Here is a 17,152-nt window from a genome sequence, read left to right on the forward strand (position 1 = left end):
GCGCCTACTTTTTGCGGCACAGAGTTAACCCATCGCCTAACGGCAACAACGACAGATCCACACGCGAGTCATCCTTCAAGGCACGATTGAGCGCCTGGATGGCTCGGGTGTCTTCGCTCTGGGGATTGTCCTCAAGCACCCGGCCACTCCACAGCGTGTTATCAAACACCGCCAGACCGCCGACGCGCAGCAGACGTAATGCGTGCTCCAGATAGCGTGGGTAGTTGGCTTTGTCGGCATCGATGAAGATCAGGTCGAATGACGCTTGCTGATCCAGCTGAGCGAGGGTTTCCAGCGCGGGCGCCAAACGCATATCGATCCGCTCGGCAAGCCCCGCTTCCTGCCAGTAACGGCGCGCAATGGCATTGTAGTCACCGGGAATGTCACAGCAGATCAGCGAACCGTCATCCGCCAACGCAGCCGCCATGCACAAGGCGCTGTAACCGGTGAAGGTGCCCACTTCCAGCAGACGCTTGGCGCCGGTGAGTTTCACCAATAGCGCGAGGAATTGCCCCTGCTCCGGCGCCACCTGCCAGCGAGCCATGGGCAGCGCCTGGGTTTCATCACGCAAACGCTTGAGCAACGGCGTTTCGCGCAGGGAAACGTCGAGCAGGTATTGATACAGGGAATCGTCGAGATTGAGTGTGCGAGCGGTCATGACAACCTCTGCCATTTAGGGATTGCGTGCCAAGTGCTCAGGTTGCAAGACGCGCTTGGCGCTCAGATAGGCTTTCTGCCAGTAAGCTTTGGACAAGCTGTCGAGCTTCACCGTGCCGCCGGTGGCCGGTGCATGGACGAAGCGACCTTCGCCGACGTAGATCCCGGCGTGACTGACCTGTGAACCGCCATTGGTGGCGAAGAAGATCAGGTCACCGGTTTGCAAACCTTCTTTGCCCACGCTGGCCGCCTGCATGCTGATCATCTCGCGCGTGGTGCGCGGCAGAGAAATGCCGGCGACATCACGGTAGACATAACCGATCAGTCCGCTGCAATCGAAACCCGAATCCGGCGTGTTGCCACCCCAACGATACGGCGTGCCCACCAGGCCGAGCGCGCGGAACAATACGTCTTCTGCCTCAGGGGAGAATGCTTGGGAGGAACCGAAAACAATGGGCGCGCGAACCACCGGTGCAGGTGGCGGTGTACGGCTGGCGCAGGCGCTGAGCAGCGCTGCGAAGAACATGATTGCGAGGCGGGCCGACGTCGACATATGCAGAGCATCCTGATCTGGCTGCGGCTTTTTCTGCAGGGGGCGCAGAAAAGAAAACCGCCTGCGCAGGACGCAGGCGGTTTGCCATCAATAATAGATCAGGATTCTAGCTGCTACGTGGCAAACTTCAAGTAAGACTTTAAGTTCACCTTACAAATAGTCCGCTTACTTGCGCGCGGTGACGATCGCCGGGGTCGCAGTCGGTGCCATCGCCAGTGCGCGCTTGGCTTCGATGAAGGTCTTGCTCCAGTAGCTGTCGCCCAGATTATCGATCCGGACACCACCGCTTTTGCGGCTACTGGAATGGATGAACTGGTTGTCACCCAGGTAGATCCCGGCGTGACTGACGCGGCCGCGACGGCCATTGGTGGCGAAAAACAGCAAGTCGCCCGGCTCCAGTTTGCTGCGAGAAACCAGCGGAGCGTCGACGTTGATCATTTCGCGGGTGGAGCGTGGCAGGTTCAGGCCGGCTTCTTCACGAAACAGGTAACCGATGAAGCCGCTGCAATCAAAGCCAGCTTCGGAGGTGCCGCCGAAACGGTAACGGGTACCGATCAGGGACATGCCGCGTTCGAGGATGCTGTCTGCCAGAACCGGAAGCTGGTACGACTTGCCGCCGGCGAAGTCTGCCAGTTCTTTTTCGGTGGCCGCTTCTTCCTGTTCAAAAGCTTGCTGATAAAGAACGGAAGATTGGGCGGTAGCGGAATTTTTAAACTGCTGTTGTTGCTCTTGCTGGGACACTGGAGAGTGAGCAGCGCAACCGAACAACAGGGTGACGAGTGCGAGGGGCACGAGGGGTGCAAAGCGATTTAGCATGGGCACGACCGTGGCTGATAGTTCTAAAGAAGCCGAGACTATGCCTACTATCAACCTCATTTGCAAATTCAATCGATCTTTATGTGACTTCTTGGTTTCGCGTTTACATCTAAGCGCTTAAGCCCGTTTTAGACGTTCGCGCAGCCTGCAACCCTGTAGGAAAGCGGATTTCTTGACGCCTGAAATATACCGAAACCCGCCACAGGCCTCGGCTTTACCAGCCTAGCGTTTCTTTCAGGAACGGAATTGTCAGCTTGCGTTGAGCTTGAAGGGAGGCCTGATCGAGACGCTCAAGCAGCTCGAAAAGCGCACTCATGCTGCGCGTACCGCGGGTCAAAATAAAATGCCCGACTTCATCGGTCAGGTGCAGACCGCGACGAGAGGCGCGCAATTGCAAGGCACGCAACTTGTCTTCGTCGGAGAGCGGACGCATCTGAAAGATCAGCGCCAACGTCAGGCGGGATTTGAGGTCCGCCAGCTTCACCGGCAGTTCACGCGGGGATGTCGACGCGGCGATCAGCAGGCGTCGACCGCTGTCACGCAGACGGTTGAACAGATGAAACAACGCCTCTTCCCAATCCGCCCGACCGGCCACCGCCTGCAAATCATCCAGGCAGACCAGTTCGTACTGTTCGAGGTTGTCGAGGATGGCGATGCCGCGATCAAGCAGTTCGGCCAACGGCAAATACACCGCCGGCTCCCCCAGTTGCTCGAAGCGCAGGCAGGCCGCCTGCAACAAGTGCGTACGCCCTACCCCGTCCTTGCCCCAGAGATAAATCAGGCTTTCGGTCCAGCCGGCGTCGGCTTCGCATAGCCGCTCGACATAGCCGAGTGCAGCGGCATTGGCGCCTGGATAGTAATTGATAAAGGTAGCGTCATCACGCAGACGCACACCTAGGGGCAGCTGAATCGGTTTCATGCTGACTGAACAGTTCCAAAGGAACCGTTAGTGGCCTCTGTGTAAAGTTTGCGAAGTTTATACCCGTGAGGCGGGTCGCACAATGCGACAGACCACAAGCAAAATCAAAGGTTTGCGTTAACACACTGGTTTTATGCCAGTTTCTTTGGCGGCGCATGTGACAGCCGCGCAAGGGATGCGGGCCAACCTGGCATGGAACCAGGCCGCCCGTTACCAACCCTCAACGAACCTTAGAGTTCAGGCTCGTCGGTACCGCCGTAGATATCAGAATCTTTATACAAATCATGCATATGGCGCACCAGCACCATGATTACCGCCGCCACCGGCAGCGCCAGCAGCACGCCGGTAAATCCGAACAGCTCGCCCCCAGCCAGAATCGCGAAGATCACCGCCACCGGGTGCAGACCGATCCGGTCCCCCACCAGCAATGGCGTCAGCACCATACCTTCGAGCGCCTGCCCCACCATGAACACCGCGACGATTCCGATCATGGGATACAGATCGCCACCGAACTGGAACAGCCCGGCAATCAAAGCCGCACCGATCCCGATAACGAACCCCATGTACGGCACGATCGCCGCCAGACCGGCAATCAACCCAATCAACAGCCCCAGCTCCAGCCCTACCAACATCAGGCCCGCCGCGTAGATCACGCCCAGCGCCACCATCACCAGCAACTGTCCGCGCACGAATGCACCGAGCACTTCATGGCATTCACCCGCCAGGATCACAACGCGCTCTTCGCGGTCACGGGGCAGCAGACCGCGGATCTTGGCCATCATCAGGTCCCAGTCGCGCAGCAGATAGAAACTCACCACCGGGATCAGCACCAGATTCGCCAACCAACCGATCAGCGCCAGCCCGGAAGCCGTCGCCTGACTCAGCACGACCCCGACAATGTCAGAGGTCTGGCCCATGTGCTCGCTGATTGCTGCCTTGAGCTTGTCGAATTTCCAGAAATTATCCGAGAGTCCGAATTTCGATTGCGCCCACGGCAGTGCGGTGTGCTGTAACCAGTCGAGCATCTGCGGCGCCAATTCGTACAAGCGAAACAGCTGCTTGGCGAGCATCGGCACCAACACCAGCAGCAAGGTCGTGAAGATCAAGGTGAACAGCGCAAACACCGCCACCACGCCCCAGGTCCGGGACAGACCGGCCTTCTCCAGCCGATCCACCAGCGGGTCGAACAGATAGGCCAGCAGCAACGCGACCAGGAACGGGGTCAGAATAGGATGCAACAACCAGACAAACACGCAGAGCAGAACCACCCCACCCAACCAGAACCAACGCCGCGTATCGGCCATGTACCACTCCATATGCATCTATATAAAGAAAGAAAAACTTACCAACGGAAACGCAACTGCGGCGTCGGTGCCGGCGCTGGCGCTACGGCGGGTGTCGAACCGTCGACTGCAGGCTGAACGGGGGTGGCGGGTGCTGGCGCCTCACCCGCAGGAATTTCCTGCAACCTGGCCAGCGACAATTGCGCCTTCAACTGTTCGGCGCTGCCATTGACCCGGTAGAGAATCCGGTCGCCGTCGACACTTTGCAGGCGCGCACCAAATGGTTCCAGCAAACGTCCAAGCGTCGCGTAGTGCTCCAGATTCATGCCCTGCACTTCGAGCAATTGTTCGCCCGAAGCGCCCGGTTTGACGACAAACCGCGGTGCCAGTCGCTCACTGACCGCCAGCATCACCGCATCGGCCACCGCAGCCTGATCCGCGCCCTGCACGCTGCCCGCCTCCTTATTGTCGCCGAGCCACAAATGCCACTTGGCCTGCCACTGCCCGCCCTCTTCACGAGCATGCACCGCGAGCAAGGCGTCAGCGTTGTAACGCTCCGATGCCCCGCGCAGTGGCGTCGCGTCCGTACCTTCCAGATTCGGTGCAGTGGCAACGATCTGCTCACTCAGATCGGCCAGCGGCAGGCGCAGCGGCAAACCACGGTGTTGCGCGGCTCGACGCAGCGGTGCAGCACTGGCCTGGCCATCACCGACGAGGCTCGAACCCTCGGTGGAATCGTTCAGCCACCAGCCGAGGATCGAAGGCCGGTTCGCCCCCCACAACGACAGCCCGGCACGGCGCAACGCTTGCTCGGTGGTGGCCGGGTCGAAATCGACCTTCAGCACTTCCGGCGGACCGGCGTCAAAGCCGTACTGACTGATGATTTGCTGCGGGTCCTTGCGCAGTGCCGCCAACCCCGGACTTTGCGCAGCCTTGGGATCGCCGGTCAGACGCAACACCAACGTATCCAGCGCTTGCTGGGTCGCTTGATCACGCACTTCCGGGGTTTGACCACTGACAGGCTGACGCACCTGATACAGATTTTTGACGGTTTCGGCATGACTCGCCAGGCTGACCAATGACATACAGCCCGCAAATAAAAATCTAGAAAAAAAACGCATGGAGGATTCCTGACGACAAGAGCGGCTGGAACAGGCCGCGTGAACCGGATTGAGCAAGGCTGTGACCACGCCCCCAAGCAAAACATTCACCTGACCCTGGTAAGTTTTTGCACTGTCATAACGATAGACGGTTAATAGCGATACTTTATACAGCCATGAAGGATGCGGCCAACACGGGCAATGAAGGTTTTTTTAAGCTGATATGCCCCTGCCGTCGGCGTGAGGATGGCCGCTGCCCCTCAAGCCTGATAAAATCGCGCGCCTTCGCAGACCGGCAACAGCCGGGCACCCTGAAATTCGCGGATGGCAATCGCCTTCGTCAGTTTCGGTGGTCCCACTGGACTCGGTCGTTACCCCTGAATCCCCCCTAAAGGCCTGGATCATGAGCAAGCAACCCTCCCTGAGCTACAAGGACGCCGGTGTAGACATCGACGCCGGTGAAGCATTGGTCGAACGCATCAAGAGCGTCGCCAAGCGCACTGCGCGCCCGGAAGTCATGGGCGGCCTGGGCGGTTTCGGCGCCCTCTGCGAAATCCCGGCCGGCTACAAGCAGCCCGTGCTGGTTTCCGGCACCGACGGCGTCGGCACCAAGCTGCGTCTGGCGCTGAACCTGAACAAACACGACAGCATCGGCATCGACCTGGTGGCCATGTGCGTGAACGACCTGGTGGTCTGCGGCGCCGAGCCGCTGTTCTTCCTCGACTACTATGCCACCGGCAAACTCAACGTCGAAACCGCGACCCAGGTCGTGACCGGCATTGGCGCTGGCTGCGAGTTGTCCGGCTGCTCCCTGGTTGGCGGCGAAACCGCTGAAATGCCAGGCATGTACGAAGGCGAAGACTACGACCTGGCCGGCTTCTGCGTCGGCGTCGTGGAAAAATCCGAAATCATCGACGGTTCCAAAGTCGCTGCCGGCGATGCCCTGCTCGCCCTGCCGTCTTCCGGCCCGCACTCCAACGGCTACTCGCTGATCCGCAAGATCATCGAAGTGTCCGGTGCCGACATCGAAAACATCCAGCTCGACGGCAAACCGCTGACCGACCTGCTGATGGCCCCGACCCGTATCTACGTGAAGCCGCTGCTCAAGCTGATCAAGGAAACCGGCGCGGTCAAAGCCATGGCCCACATCACCGGGGGTGGCCTGCTGGACAACATCCCGCGCGTTCTGCCAAAAGGCGCACAAGCCGTGGTTGACGTCGCGAGCTGGACCCGTCCTGCCGTGTTCGACTGGCTGCAAGAGAAAGGCAACGTTGACGAAAACGAAATGCACCGCGTGCTGAACTGCGGCGTGGGCATGGTCATCTGCGTTGCTCAAGAGCACGTCGAAACCGCCCTGAACGTCCTGCGCGAAGCCGGCGAGCAGCCTTGGGTCATCGGTCAGATCTCCACCGCTGCCGAAGGCGCGGCTCAGGTTGAACTGAAGAACCTCAAGGCTCATTGATGTCCCAGACCTGTGATGTGGTGGTGCTGTTGTCCGGCACCGGCAGTAACTTGCAGGCCTTGATCGACAGCACGCGGACCGGCGACAGCCCGGCCCGCATCGCTGCGGTGATTTCCAACCGCGCCGACGCCTACGGCCTGCAACGCGCCAGGGACGCGGGTATCGACACCCGCACCCTGGATCACAAGGCGTTCGAAGGCCGCGAGGCCTTCGATGCCGCGCTGATCGAACAGATCGACGCGTTCAACCCCAAACTCGTGGTACTGGCCGGGTTCATGCGCATTCTCAGCGCTGACTTCGTGCGCCACTACGCGGGTCGCCTGCTCAACATCCATCCCTCGCTGCTACCCAAATACAAAGGGTTACACACGCATCAGCGCGCGCTGGAGGCCGGCGACACCGAGCACGGCTGTTCCGTGCACTTCGTCACCGAGGAACTCGATGGCGGACCACTGGTCGTACAGGCAGTAATACCGGTAGAGTTGCACGATTCGCCGCAGAGTCTGGCGCAGCGAATTCATACCCAGGAACACCTGATTTACCCGCTGGCTGTACGCTGGTTTGCCGAAGGTCGTTTATCACTCGGCGAGCAAGGTGCTTTACTGGATGGAAAGTTACTCGCGGCCAGCGGCCACTTGATTCGAACCTAGGAGATTTTATGCGTCGCGCCCTGCTCTTCGCTTGCGCTCTGCTCGCACTGCCATTTGCGCAGGCTGCAGAACTTCAACCTTTCTCCGCCAGCTACACCGCTGACTGGAAGCAGTTGCCCATGAGCGGCACCGCTGAACGCAGCCTGACCAAGCAAGCCAACGGCGCCTGGAAGCTCAGCTTCAAGGCCTCGATGATGATCGCCAGCCTGACCGAAGAAAGCACCCTGACTTTGGACAAGGACACCTTGCTGCCGCAGTCCTACCACTTTGAACGTGGCGGCTTGGGTAAAGCCAAGAAGGCTGACCTGGATTTCGACTGGACCAACAAAATGGTCACCGGCACCGATCGCGGTGACCCGGTCAAGATCCCGCTCAACCGCGGCATGGTCGACAAATCCACTTATCAGCTGGCCCTGCAGCACGACGTGGCCGCCGGCAAGAAAAGCATGAGCTATCAGGTCGTCGACGATGGTGAAGTCGATACCTATGATTTCCGCGTGCTGGGTTCGGAAAAGGTCGACACCAAAGCTGGCCAGATCGAAGCAATCAAGGTCGAGCGCGTGCGCGACCCGACGCAAAGCAAGCGCATCACCGTCCTGTGGTTCGCCAAGGACTGGGATTACCTGCTGGTTCGTCTGCAACAGGTTGAAACTGACGGCAAGGAGTACAACATCATGCTCCTCAACGGTACGGTCAACGGCAAGGCTGTCAAAGGCAGCTGATCCGGCTCGACACAAAAATCCGGAATCCGATAAGGTTCCGGATTTTTTTTGCCTGCTGATATTCAGATCCGCGCCAGCGCCTGTGCCAGGTCGTCGCGCAGGTCTTCGACATCCTCGACCCCCACGGACAACCGCACCAACGCATCGCCGATGCCGAGTTGCGCACGGGTGTCTGCGGGGATGCTGGCGTGGGTCATGATCGCCGGGTGCTCGATCAGACTTTCCACCCCGCCCAGGCTCTCGGCCAAGGCGAAAATCCGCACACTCTCGAGGAAGCGCGTGGCACCGGCCAGGTCGCTGTTTAGGTCGAGGGATATCATCCCGCCGAAACCACGCATCTGCCGCTGCGCCAGTGCGTGCTGCGGGTGCGACGGCAGGCCCGGATAATAGACACGCGCCACCTGCGGCTGACGCTCCAGCCATTGCGCCAGGTCCAGCGCGTTGTTGCAGTGGCGCTCCATGCGCAGCGCCAGGGTCTTCACGCCGCGCAGGGTGAGGAAAGCGTCGAACGGCCCGGCGATCGCGCCTACCGAGTTCTGCAGGAAGCCCAGACGCTCCGCCAGCTCTGCGTTTTGTCCGACCACCGCGATGCCGCCGATCACGTCGGAGTGGCCGTTCAGGTACTTGGTCGTCGAGTGCAGCACGATGTCGAAGCCCTGCTCCAGCGGGCGTTGTATCCAGGGACTGGCAAAGGTGTTGTCGGCGACACAAATGATGCCTCGCGAGCGACAGATGCGTCCGACGGCGGCGAGGTCCGTCAGACTCAGCAAGGGATTGCTTGGCGTCTCGACCCAAACCATCTTCGTGTCGGGCTGCAGTGCCGCTTCGAATCCCTCCAGGTCAGTCAGATCGACGAAGCTGAAGCGATGCCCGGCGCTGCGTTTGCGCACCTTGTCGAACAGCCGAAAGGTGCCGCCGTACAAATCATTGCCAGAGACGATGTGCGAGCCCGCGTCGAGCAGTTCGAGCACGGTGGAGATCGCCGCGAGCCCGGACGCGAACGCGAAGGCCTGGGTGCCGCCTTCAAGGTCTGCAACGCAACGCTCCAGCGCAAAGCGCGTCGGGTTGTGCGAGCGCCCGTAGTCGAAACCCTTGTGCACACCGGGGCTCTGCTGCAAATAGGTGGAGTTGGCGTAAATCGGCGGCATCAGCGCCCCGGTGGTAGGGTCGGGCGTTTGCCCGGCATGGATCACACGGGTGGCGAAGGCACGTGGCACAGCGTTTTCATCGTGTTGACTCATGAAAGGGATCTCCGCAAGTGAATGAGCATGTCGACTCGAGTAATCAAGCCGTAGAAGCCCGAAGCGTCGGCGATGATCGCCACCAGCCCACGGTCGAGCTCCGCCCGTAGTTCCGCCAGACTGGCGCCTGGAGGCAGGGTTTGCAGCTTATCGGTCATCGCGCTGGCCACGCTCACGCGAAAGTGCGAAGCATCTTCTTGCATGCCAAGCAGAATGTCGGACTCGTCGATCACGCCGACCAGCCGCTGCCCGCCCTCCAGCACCGGCAGTTGCGACACATCAGCCAGGCGCATGCGCTGGAACGCGGTGAGCAGCGTATCGTCCGGGCCCACGCTGATCACCCGGCCATCCTCGAAGCGCCGTGAGATCAGGTCGCGCAGATCTCCGTAATGTTTGTACTGCAGCAAGCCCTGATCGTTCATCCACTGGTCGTTGTAGACCTTCGACAGATAGCGCGTGCCGGTGTCGCAGACGAAGCTGACGACCCGCTTCGGCTCGGTCTGCTCGCGGCAATAGCGCAACGCCGCCGCCAGCAGTGTGCCGGTCGAAGAGCCGCCGAGTATGCCTTCGGCGCGCAACAGTTGACGGGCATGATCGAAGCTTTCCTCGTCGCTGATCGAGTAGGCATGGCGCACGCTGGACAGGTCGGCAATCGACGGAATGAAGTCCTCGCCGATGCCCTCCACCGCCCAGGAGCCGGGCGTGTTCATGGTGCCGCTGCGGCTGTATTCAGCCATCACCGAGCCGACCGGATCGGCCAGCACCATGACCAGGTCCGGTTGCACGCGGCGAAAGAAACGGGTCAGACCGGTCAGTGTGCCGGCCGAGCCGACGCCGACGACGATCGCGTCCAGATCATGCTGAGTCTGCGCCCAGATCTCCGGCGCGGTGCTGCATTCGTGGGCCAGCGGGTTGGCCGGGTTGTTGAATTGATCGGCGAAGAAGGCGTCAGGGATTTCCTTCGCCAGCCGCGCCGCAACGTCCTGGTAGTAATCGGGGTGGCCCTTGCCGACGTCGGAGCGGGTGATATGCACCTCGGCGCCCATCGCCTTGAGGTGCAAGACTTTCTCGGTGGACATCTTGTCTGGCACCACCAACACCACTCGGTAACCCTTGGCACGGCCGACCAGGGCCAGACCAAGACCGGTGTTGCCGGCGGTGGCCTCGACGATGGTGCCGCCGGGGCGCAGGCTACCATCGCGCTCGGCGGCGTCGATCATCGCCAGGCCGATGCGATCCTTGATCGAGCCGCCGGGGTTCTGCGATTCGAGCTTGAGGAACAGCGTGCACGGGCCGGTATCGAAACGGCTGACGCGCACCAGCGGCGTATTACCGATCAGTTCGAGTACGGCGGGTCGGGAGTCGGTGGGCATGTCGTCACCTCGCTACGCAAATCAGCACTGGATGGACAGCAACCGACGGCGAGTCATCGCGCGCCAGTCGCAGGCAAAGTATCGCTTGGACCATAGGCCGGGATGGCGTCACCCGCAACCTTGCACAGCCAGCCGGTAGCGTCGCCGGAACGACAAAGCCGCTCGGCGTTCAGACCGAGAATCGCGCCACCATCGTATTCAGATCGACCGCCAACCGAGACAGCTCCTGACTCGCCGCACTGGTTTGATTCGCCCCGGCCGACGTCTGCAACGCAAGATCGCGAATGTTCATCAGGTTGCGATCCACCTCGCGCGCGACAGCCGCTTGTTCCTCTGAGGCGCTGGCGATCACCAGGTTGCGCTCATTGATCAGGGTAAACGCCGTGGCGATTTCCTCCAGCGCCGTGCCCGCTGCTTTCGCCACTTCCAGGGTCGAACGCGCCCGCGTGTTGCTCTGCTGCATCGAGCTGACCGCAGCATCGGTGCCTTGCTGGATGCCAGTAATCATCTGCTCGATTTCCTGGGTCGATTGCTGCGTCCGGTGCGCCAGCGCCCGCACTTCATCGGCCACCACCGCAAACCCGCGTCCGGCACTCCCGGCCCGCGCCGCTTCGATGGCCGCGTTCAGGGCCAGCAAGTTCGTCTGCTCGGCAATCGAGCGAATCACATCCAGGACTTTGCTGATGCCATAAACCTTCTGCGCCAGGTCCTCGACCTGGTTCGCATTGGCCGTGACATCGTCGGCCAGTGATTCGATGGACAACACGGTCTGATGCACCTGTTCGCGACCGTGCTGGGCGATCCGGTCGGATTCCCGAGACGCTTCGGACGTGGCCACCGCATTGCTCGCGACCTCCTCGACCGCCGCGGTCATCTGATTCACCGCCGTGGCGGCCTGGTCGATTTCCAGGCTCTGCTGATGCAGCCCCCGGGTGGCCTCTTCGGTCACACAACTGAGCTCTTCCGAGGCCGAGGCCAATTGGCTGGACGAGTCGGAAATACGCCGCAGGGTTTCGCGCAAACTCCCCTGCATGCTCTTGAGCGCGTGCAACAGCCGCGCCGGCTCGTCCTTGCCGCTGATGCTGATATCACCGGTGAGATCGCCGCCAGCCACCCCTTCAGCCACCTTCAACGATTGGGAAAGCGGCACGACGATGCTGCGGGTCAGCAGCAGCGCCAGGCCGATGGTCATCAGCGCCGTCAGACCGATCATCATCCCGACCCAGACCCGCGATTGGCTGAACACTTGGCGCCCCGCCTCCGTCGCCAGGTTAGCGTTGTGTTTGTTCAGTTCGATCAATGCCTGGAGGGTGACGGTGATTTCATCGGCCAATGGACTCATCTCGCCATTGAGGATGGCGGCCGCCTCATCCACCCGTCCCTGGGCCGAGAGCGCCATCACCTGAGTCTGGAACTGCAAGTATTTTTGCTCCGAGGATTTGAAGCGTTCGAACAGCACCCGCTCTTCGGGCAGCACGATCAGCGCCTCGTAGCGCTGCTGAGGCTCATCCAGGAGACTTTTGAGCTCGTTGAGTTTGCTGAGGTTTTGCGCCAGCACCTGCGGGTCTCGGTTGAGCAACAGGCGCATCGTCAGTGCTCGCATCCGCAGCATGTCCTGATTCATCTCCCCGACGGCCATCACGCTGGGCAGCCAGTTGTCATCGACCTGATCGGACTGCGCGCGCATGTTCGACATTTGCAGCAGGGCGAACGCCCCCAATCCAAACACCATCAACGCCAGCAGGCCAAAAACCAGGCCCGCACGCGGCGCAATATTGAGACTTCTGATACTCATTAATCTGGTTCCTTCCAAAGTGCCGCCTCAATCCTGCAGCGGGTTGCCTTAGAAGGTATCGGCCCTGAGAGATTTTGCGTAAGACGAAAAAGTGATATCAAAACGCCTTGCTACTTCGTTCGTCGGGCGGTAACGATTCAGCGCACGGCAATGGGCGAGCAAGAAAGTGGAACGCGTAACAGGAGGAGTGCTCTATACCTTCAAGGTCTTTTTTGATCGAATGATTTTTCTTGTTGCCTACGAGGTTTCCCATGACTGTCACCGTCAATACCGTTTCCGCCGAAGGTTTTCGTCATAGCGTACAGATCGATGACCACGAACTCTTTGCCGACGTACCGACATCCCTCGGTGGCGAAGGCTCGGCGCCCGAGCCACACGATTACTTCGACGCGGCCCTGGGTGCCTGCAAGGCCCTGACCCTGAAGATGTACGCAAAGAAGAAAGACATCCCGCTGACCGGTGTCACGGTCGAAGTCAAACGTGACAACAGCGAAGAGCAGAAAGGTAAATATGCCCTCCACGTCAAACTGACACTCAAAGGTGTGCTCACCGACGCCCAGCGCGACGAGCTGCACCGCGTGGCCGACCGTTGCCCGGTCCACAAGTTGATGACCACCACCGACGTCAGCATCGAAACGCACCTGTCTGAAGGTGCCTTCAGCCAATAGCGGCAAGGGCTGCGCAAGCGGGTTATGCTCCACGCATTACCCGCTCAGCCTGGAATGCAGCATGAACACTCCGCTCGTGATCCGTCCCCGCGCCGAAGATGTCGAAGGCCAGCCCATTCTTCGCCCACTGCCGTCAGCCAAATGCCGTAGCGTCGGGCCTTTCGTGTTTTTCGACCACATGCTCGAAACCCGTTATGAGGCGGGAAAAGGCATGAACATCCGTCAGCATCCGCACATTGGTCTGTCGACTCTCACGTACTTGTTCGAAGGAAAAATCCAGCACAAGGACAGCCTCGGCTCCGATCAGGTGGTGGAGGCCGGTGATGTCAGCTGGATGACGGCGGGCAGCGCGATTGCCCACGTCGAGCGCACGCCTGAGGCGTTGAAGGACAGCGGCTTCACGATGCATGGTTTGCAGATTTGGCTGGCCTCACCGAAAGATAAAGAGCACGGCCCCGGACATTACAGCCACCATCCGGCGGCCACGCTGCCGGTCAGCGATAACCTGGGGGTGAAGATCCGGATGATTGCCGGGTCAGGCTTTTGCCTGGAATCACCGGTCCCGGTGCTTTCTCCTACGCTGTATGCCGAATTGAACCTGCAAACGGCGACCACCTTGCTGATTCCTACCGAGCATGAAGAACGAGCGTTGTATGTGCTGGACGGCGAGGTGCAACTGAATGGCGAGCTGCTAGAACCGCATTCGCTGGTGGTGTTGCCGGTCGGGGAAGAGATGACGCTGTTTGCTGAAAGCGACTGTCATGCCGTGCTGTTTGGCGGAGCGCCCCTGGATGGGCCGCGGCGGATCAACTGGAACTTCGTGGCGAGCGATCCGACGTTGATCGATGAAGCGCGGCGACGCTGGGCGGCCGGGGATTGGCCGACGGTGCCGGGGGAAAGTGAGCGGATTGAGTTGCCTCGGTAGGTGGCGTCAGGCTGAATATCCACCCCTCACCCCAGCCCTCTCCCCACAGGGGAGAGGGGGAAAGGGAGCAGATCGGGGGCTTTTCAAACCTGAGTTCGACTCAATCTTTCAGGTCGCAATATTTCAAACATCCCCATAGGTCAGTCCCCTCTCCCTCCGGGAGAGGGTTAGGGTGAGGGAAGCTTTTCGCTCTTAACCTTTAAAAACTTCATCCAGCAAGTTGTGCATCGACGTAAACGCACGCCCCGCAGTCTTCGCGTCATACATCATCATGCCCGGCACATTGGCGTGCGGATCGGTGAAGGAATGCACCGCGCCGCCGTAGCTCAGCAATTGCCAATCCACGCCCGCAGCATTCATTTCAGCTTCAAACGCCGGCAGTTGCTCTTTCGGCACCAATGGATCGGATGCACCGTGCAGCACCAGCACCGAGCCTTTGATGTTCCTGGCATCCGCCGGATTCGGCGAATCCAGCGTTCCGTGGAACGATACCGCCGCTTTCACCGGCGCGCCGGTGCGCGCCAGATCCAGCGCGCAGCAACCACCGAAGCAGAAACCAAAGGTCGCCAGTTTCGAGCTATCGACCGCCGCTTCGTCCTGGATTTGCAGCTGATCGAACGCTGCTCGCATGCGTTTGCGCAACAACGGCCGGTCATGCTTGAGCGGCATCATGGCAGCGCCCGCCTCGTCGCCGTTCTGCGGACGGACCGACTGGCCGTAGAGGTCCGCGATCAGCACCACATAACCCTTGGACGCCACGGACTTGGCAATTTCCTCGGCACCGGCACTGACGCCCATCCAGTTCGGCGCCATCAACAGGCCGGGACGTGGGCCTTTGTGGTCGGCATCGAACGCCAGACGGCTTTCATACGACTGGCCATCAATCTGATAAGCGACGGAACGAACAGTGATTTGGCTCATGACTAACTCCCAGTAAAAGACACCAGAATAAAAAAAACCCGCCGAAGCGGGTTTTTGTACAACGCAGTTAAACCGACAGTTCAACCAGCAGCTTGTTGAGACGGCGCACGTAGGCGGCCGGGTCTTTCAAGCTGTCGCCGGCGGCCAGCGCCGCCTGATCGAAGAGAATGTGCGACAGGTCGCCGAAGCGTTCGTCGCTCTGCTCGTTGTCGAGCTTCTCGATCAGCGGGTGAGCCGGGTTGAATTCGAAGATCGGCTTCGATTCCGGAACCTTCTGACCGCTCGCTTCCAGGATCTGACGCATCTGCATGCCCAGGTCCTGCTCGCCGATGGCCAGAATCGCCGGGGAATCGGTCAGACGATGGGAAACTCGCACTTCAGCAACGGAGTCGCCCAGTGCAGTTTTCAGACGCTCAACCAGACCTTCTTTGGACTTGGCGACTTCTTCCGCAGCTTTCTTGTCTTCTTCCGAATCCAGGTTGCCCAGGTCCAGGTCACCACGCGCCACGTCGACAAAGCTCTTGCCGTCGAAGTCGCTGAGGTAGCTCATCAGCCACTCGTCGATGCGGTCGGTCAGCAGCAGCACTTCGATGCCTTTCTTGCGGAAGACTTCCAGGTGCGGGCTGTTTTTGACTTGCGCGTAGGTTTCGCCGGTCAGGTAGTAAATCTTGTCCTGACCTTCCTTGGCGCGAGCCAGGTATTCGGCCAGACCCACCACTTGCTCGCCTTCATCACCGTTGGTCGATGCGAAACGCAGCAGGCCAGCGATTTTCTCTTTATTGGCGAAGTCTTCTGCCGGGCCTTCTTTCATGACCTGGCCAAAGTTTTTCCAGAAGCTCTTGTATTGCTCAGGCTCGTTCTTCGCCAGCTTTTCCAACATGTCGAGAACGCGCTTGGTCAGCGCCGACTTCATGGAATCGATGATCGGATCTTTCTGCAGGATTTCCCGCGACACGTTCAGCGACAGGTCGTTGGAATCGACCACACCTTTGATGAAGCGCAGGTACAGCGGCAGGAACGACTCCGCCTGATCCATCACGAACACGCGCTGCACGTACAGCTTCAGGCCTTTCGGCGCTTCACGCTGATACAGATCGAACGGAGCACGGGCCGGCACGTAGAGCAGCGAGCTGTATTCGAGCTTGCCTTCGACCTTGTTGTGGCTCCAGCTCAGCGGGTTTTCGAAGTCATGAGCGACGTGTTTGTAGAACTCCTGGTATTCCTCGTCCTTGATCTCGGTACGCGGACGGGTCCACAGGGCACTGGCGCGGTTGACGGTTTCCCATTCAACGGCCGGTTGCTCTTCGCCTTCAACGGCGGCCACTTCTTTCGGCAACTCGATCGGCAGAGCGATGTGGTCGGAGTACTTCTTGATGACGTTGCGCAGACGCCAGCCATCGGCGAATTCGTCTTCACCGGACTTCAGGTGCAGGACGATACGGGTGCCGCGCTCGGCTTTATCAACGGTGGCAACTTCGAAGTCACCCTCGCCTTTGGACGACCAGTGAACGCCTTCGCTGGCAGCAGCACCGGCACGACGGCTGAACACGTCGACTTTGTCGGCGACGATGAATGCAGAGTAGAAACCCACACCGAATTGACCGATCAGGTGGGAATCTTTTTTCTGATCACCAGAGAGATGTTTCATGAAATCGGCAGTGCCGGATTTGGCGATGGTACCCAGGTGGGTGATCGCATCTTCACGGCTCATGCCGATGCCGTTGTCTTCGAGGGTGACGGTTTTAGCGTCCTTGTCGAAGCTCACACGGATTTTCAGTTCGGCGCCACCTTCCAGCAACTCAGGCTTGGACAGGGCTTCGAAACGTAATTTGTCGACAGCGTCAGAGGCGTTCGAGATCAATTCGCGAAGGAAAATTTCCTTGTTGGAATACAGCGAATGGATCATGAGGTGCAGCAGTTGCTTCACCTCGGTCTGGAAGCCCAGGGTTTCCTTTTGAGTTTCCACACTCATGGTCATCAAACTCCAATCAGATGGCAGTGGCCGCGACCTGAAGGGTCGGCGGCGGGTTGTCATCAAAGTTGGGGGCTGAGTTCAGGATTTCAAGG

The 17,152-nt window shown here is 59.9% G+C and carries 16 protein-coding genes and 1 pseudogene; 5 read left to right on the plus strand and 12 right to left on the minus strand.

Annotation, left to right across the window (positions count from 1 at the left end; translation table 11 throughout):
* Window positions 1-4 precede the first annotated feature (4 nt).
* From EAH74_RS25050 to EAH74_RS25075, 6 genes are all read right to left on the minus strand, one after another.
* Window positions 5-658: an O-methyltransferase gene (locus tag EAH74_RS25050; protein WP_140681861.1), complete on the minus strand. Its 654-nt coding sequence runs from the start codon at window positions 656-658 to the stop codon at window positions 5-7.
* A 15-nt stretch (window positions 659-673) separates the two neighbouring features.
* On the minus strand, window positions 674-1,210 hold the full coding sequence (locus EAH74_RS25055) for a C40 family peptidase (RefSeq protein ID WP_123364619.1): 537 nt from the start codon (window positions 1,208-1,210) through the stop codon (window positions 674-676).
* Window positions 1,211-1,375: 165 nt separating this feature from the next.
* Window positions 1,376-2,026, minus strand: a complete 651-nt coding sequence (locus EAH74_RS25060) for a C40 family peptidase (protein ID WP_140681863.1) — start codon at window positions 2,024-2,026, stop codon at window positions 1,376-1,378.
* 214 nt (window positions 2,027-2,240) lie between these two features.
* Window positions 2,241-2,945: a DnaA regulatory inactivator Hda gene (gene hda, locus EAH74_RS25065; RefSeq protein WP_008148645.1), complete on the minus strand. Its 705-nt coding sequence runs from the start codon at window positions 2,943-2,945 to the stop codon at window positions 2,241-2,243.
* A 230-nt stretch (window positions 2,946-3,175) separates the two neighbouring features.
* Complete coding sequence (locus EAH74_RS25070; protein WP_140681865.1) at window positions 3,176-4,249, minus strand: AI-2E family transporter; 1,074 nt, start codon at window positions 4,247-4,249, stop codon at window positions 3,176-3,178.
* A 38-nt stretch (window positions 4,250-4,287) separates the two neighbouring features.
* The gene (locus tag EAH74_RS25075) at window positions 4,288-5,349 is read right to left on the minus strand and encodes a DUF2066 domain-containing protein (RefSeq protein ID WP_140681867.1); all 1,062 of its coding nucleotides are present in this window, start codon (window positions 5,347-5,349) and stop codon (window positions 4,288-4,290) included.
* Window positions 5,350-5,731: 382 nt separating this feature from the next.
* Here EAH74_RS25075 and purM point away from each other — a divergent pair, with 382 nt between their 5' ends.
* Genes purM through EAH74_RS25090 form a run of 3 tightly spaced genes read left to right on the plus strand, consistent with a single transcriptional unit; the run spans window position 5,732 to window position 8,162 of the window.
* Window positions 5,732-6,790 carry a phosphoribosylformylglycinamidine cyclo-ligase gene (gene purM / locus EAH74_RS25080; RefSeq protein WP_008148639.1) on the plus strand — a complete coding sequence of 353 codons (1,059 nt, stop codon included), beginning with the start codon at window positions 5,732-5,734 and terminating at the stop codon, window positions 6,788-6,790.
* Window positions 6,790-7,440, plus strand: coding sequence for a phosphoribosylglycinamide formyltransferase (gene purN / locus EAH74_RS25085; protein WP_123364615.1), 651 nt, complete (start codon window positions 6,790-6,792; stop codon window positions 7,438-7,440). Before purM ends, purN begins: the two co-directional genes overlap by 1 nt.
* 8 nt (window positions 7,441-7,448) lie before the next feature.
* Window positions 7,449-8,162, plus strand: a complete 714-nt coding sequence (locus EAH74_RS25090) for a DUF3108 domain-containing protein (protein ID WP_140681869.1) — start codon at window positions 7,449-7,451, stop codon at window positions 8,160-8,162.
* A 62-nt stretch (window positions 8,163-8,224) separates the two neighbouring features.
* Here EAH74_RS25090 and EAH74_RS25095 read toward each other — a convergent pair whose 3' ends face one another.
* The 4 genes and pseudogenes from EAH74_RS25095 to EAH74_RS33975 all read right to left on the minus strand — a co-directional run.
* Entirely contained in the window at window positions 8,225-9,403 is a 1,179-nt protein-coding gene (locus tag EAH74_RS25095) for a cystathionine gamma-synthase (protein ID WP_140681871.1), read from the minus strand.
* Window positions 9,400-10,776 (minus strand): pyridoxal-phosphate dependent enzyme, encoded by a 1,377-nt coding sequence (locus EAH74_RS25100; RefSeq protein ID WP_140681873.1) that lies wholly within the window; start codon window positions 10,774-10,776, stop codon window positions 9,400-9,402. Before EAH74_RS25100 ends, EAH74_RS25095 begins: the two co-directional genes overlap by 4 nt.
* Window positions 10,777-10,945: 169 nt before the next feature.
* Window positions 10,946-11,809, minus strand: coding sequence for a methyl-accepting chemotaxis protein (locus tag EAH74_RS33970; RefSeq protein WP_430539798.1), 864 nt, complete (start codon window positions 11,807-11,809; stop codon window positions 10,946-10,948).
* A pseudogene (locus EAH74_RS33975) lies at window positions 11,801-12,571 on the minus strand (MCP four helix bundle domain-containing protein); the annotation flags it as partial. The pseudogene EAH74_RS33975 and the gene EAH74_RS33970, both read right to left, overlap by 9 nt.
* A gap of 251 nt (window positions 12,572-12,822) precedes the next feature.
* Here EAH74_RS33975 and EAH74_RS25110 point away from each other — a divergent pair.
* A complete protein-coding gene (locus tag EAH74_RS25110; protein ID WP_140681877.1) occupies window positions 12,823-13,239 on the plus strand; it encodes an OsmC family protein in 417 nt (138 codons plus the stop codon).
* Window positions 13,240-13,300: 61 nt separating this feature from the next.
* Window positions 13,301-14,164 (plus strand): pirin family protein, encoded by an 864-nt coding sequence (locus tag EAH74_RS25115; protein WP_140681879.1) that lies wholly within the window; start codon window positions 13,301-13,303, stop codon window positions 14,162-14,164.
* Window positions 14,165-14,356: 192 nt separating this feature from the next.
* Here EAH74_RS25115 and EAH74_RS25120 read toward each other — a convergent pair whose 3' ends face one another.
* Together EAH74_RS25120 and htpG are read right to left on the minus strand one after the other, a co-directional pair.
* Entirely contained in the window at window positions 14,357-15,085 is a 729-nt protein-coding gene (locus EAH74_RS25120) for a dienelactone hydrolase family protein (protein ID WP_140681881.1), read from the minus strand.
* Window positions 15,086-15,152: 67 nt separating this feature from the next.
* The gene (htpG, locus tag EAH74_RS25125) at window positions 15,153-17,057 is read right to left on the minus strand and encodes a molecular chaperone HtpG (RefSeq protein ID WP_140681883.1); all 1,905 of its coding nucleotides are present in this window, start codon (window positions 17,055-17,057) and stop codon (window positions 15,153-15,155) included.
* Window positions 17,058-17,152 lie beyond the last annotated feature (95 nt).

Source organism: Pseudomonas mandelii (assembly GCF_006438925.1).
In the GTDB taxonomy this organism is placed as follows: domain Bacteria; phylum Pseudomonadota; class Gammaproteobacteria; order Pseudomonadales; family Pseudomonadaceae; genus Aquipseudomonas; species Aquipseudomonas mandelii_C.

What these genes read in the sequence shown, in the direction of transcription:
- EAH74_RS25050 (WP_140681861.1), bottom strand. Translation starts at nt 658, where the DNA reads ATGACCGCTCGCACACTCAATCTCGACGATTCCCTGTATCAATACCTG.
- EAH74_RS25055 (WP_123364619.1), bottom strand. Translation starts at nt 1,210, where the DNA reads ATGTCGACGTCGGCCCGCCTCGCAATCATGTTCTTCGCAGCGCTGCTC.
- EAH74_RS25060 (WP_140681863.1), bottom strand. Translation starts at nt 2,026, where the DNA reads ATGCTAAATCGCTTTGCACCCCTCGTGCCCCTCGCACTCGTCACCCTG.
- hda (WP_008148645.1), bottom strand. Translation starts at nt 2,945, where the DNA reads ATGAAACCGATTCAGCTGCCCCTAGGTGTGCGTCTGCGTGATGACGCT.
- EAH74_RS25070 (WP_140681865.1), bottom strand. Translation starts at nt 4,249, where the DNA reads ATGGCCGATACGCGGCGTTGGTTCTGGTTGGGTGGGGTGGTTCTGCTC.
- EAH74_RS25075 (WP_140681867.1), bottom strand. Translation starts at nt 5,349, where the DNA reads ATGCGTTTTTTTTCTAGATTTTTATTTGCGGGCTGTATGTCATTGGTC.
- purM (WP_008148639.1), top strand. Translation starts at nt 5,732, where the DNA reads ATGAGCAAGCAACCCTCCCTGAGCTACAAGGACGCCGGTGTAGACATC.
- purN (WP_123364615.1), top strand. Translation starts at nt 6,790, where the DNA reads ATGTCCCAGACCTGTGATGTGGTGGTGCTGTTGTCCGGCACCGGCAGT.
- EAH74_RS25090 (WP_140681869.1), top strand. Translation starts at nt 7,449, where the DNA reads ATGCGTCGCGCCCTGCTCTTCGCTTGCGCTCTGCTCGCACTGCCATTT.
- EAH74_RS25095 (WP_140681871.1), bottom strand. Translation starts at nt 9,403, where the DNA reads ATGAGTCAACACGATGAAAACGCTGTGCCACGTGCCTTCGCCACCCGT.
- EAH74_RS25100 (WP_140681873.1), bottom strand. Translation starts at nt 10,776, where the DNA reads ATGCCCACCGACTCCCGACCCGCCGTACTCGAACTGATCGGTAATACG.
- EAH74_RS33970 (WP_430539798.1), bottom strand. Translation starts at nt 11,809, where the DNA reads ATGCAGGGGAGTTTGCGCGAAACCCTGCGGCGTATTTCCGACTCGTCC.
- EAH74_RS25110 (WP_140681877.1), top strand. Translation starts at nt 12,823, where the DNA reads ATGACTGTCACCGTCAATACCGTTTCCGCCGAAGGTTTTCGTCATAGC.
- EAH74_RS25115 (WP_140681879.1), top strand. Translation starts at nt 13,301, where the DNA reads ATGAACACTCCGCTCGTGATCCGTCCCCGCGCCGAAGATGTCGAAGGC.
- EAH74_RS25120 (WP_140681881.1), bottom strand. Translation starts at nt 15,085, where the DNA reads ATGAGCCAAATCACTGTTCGTTCCGTCGCTTATCAGATTGATGGCCAG.
- htpG (WP_140681883.1), bottom strand. Translation starts at nt 17,057, where the DNA reads ATGAGTGTGGAAACTCAAAAGGAAACCCTGGGCTTCCAGACCGAGGTG.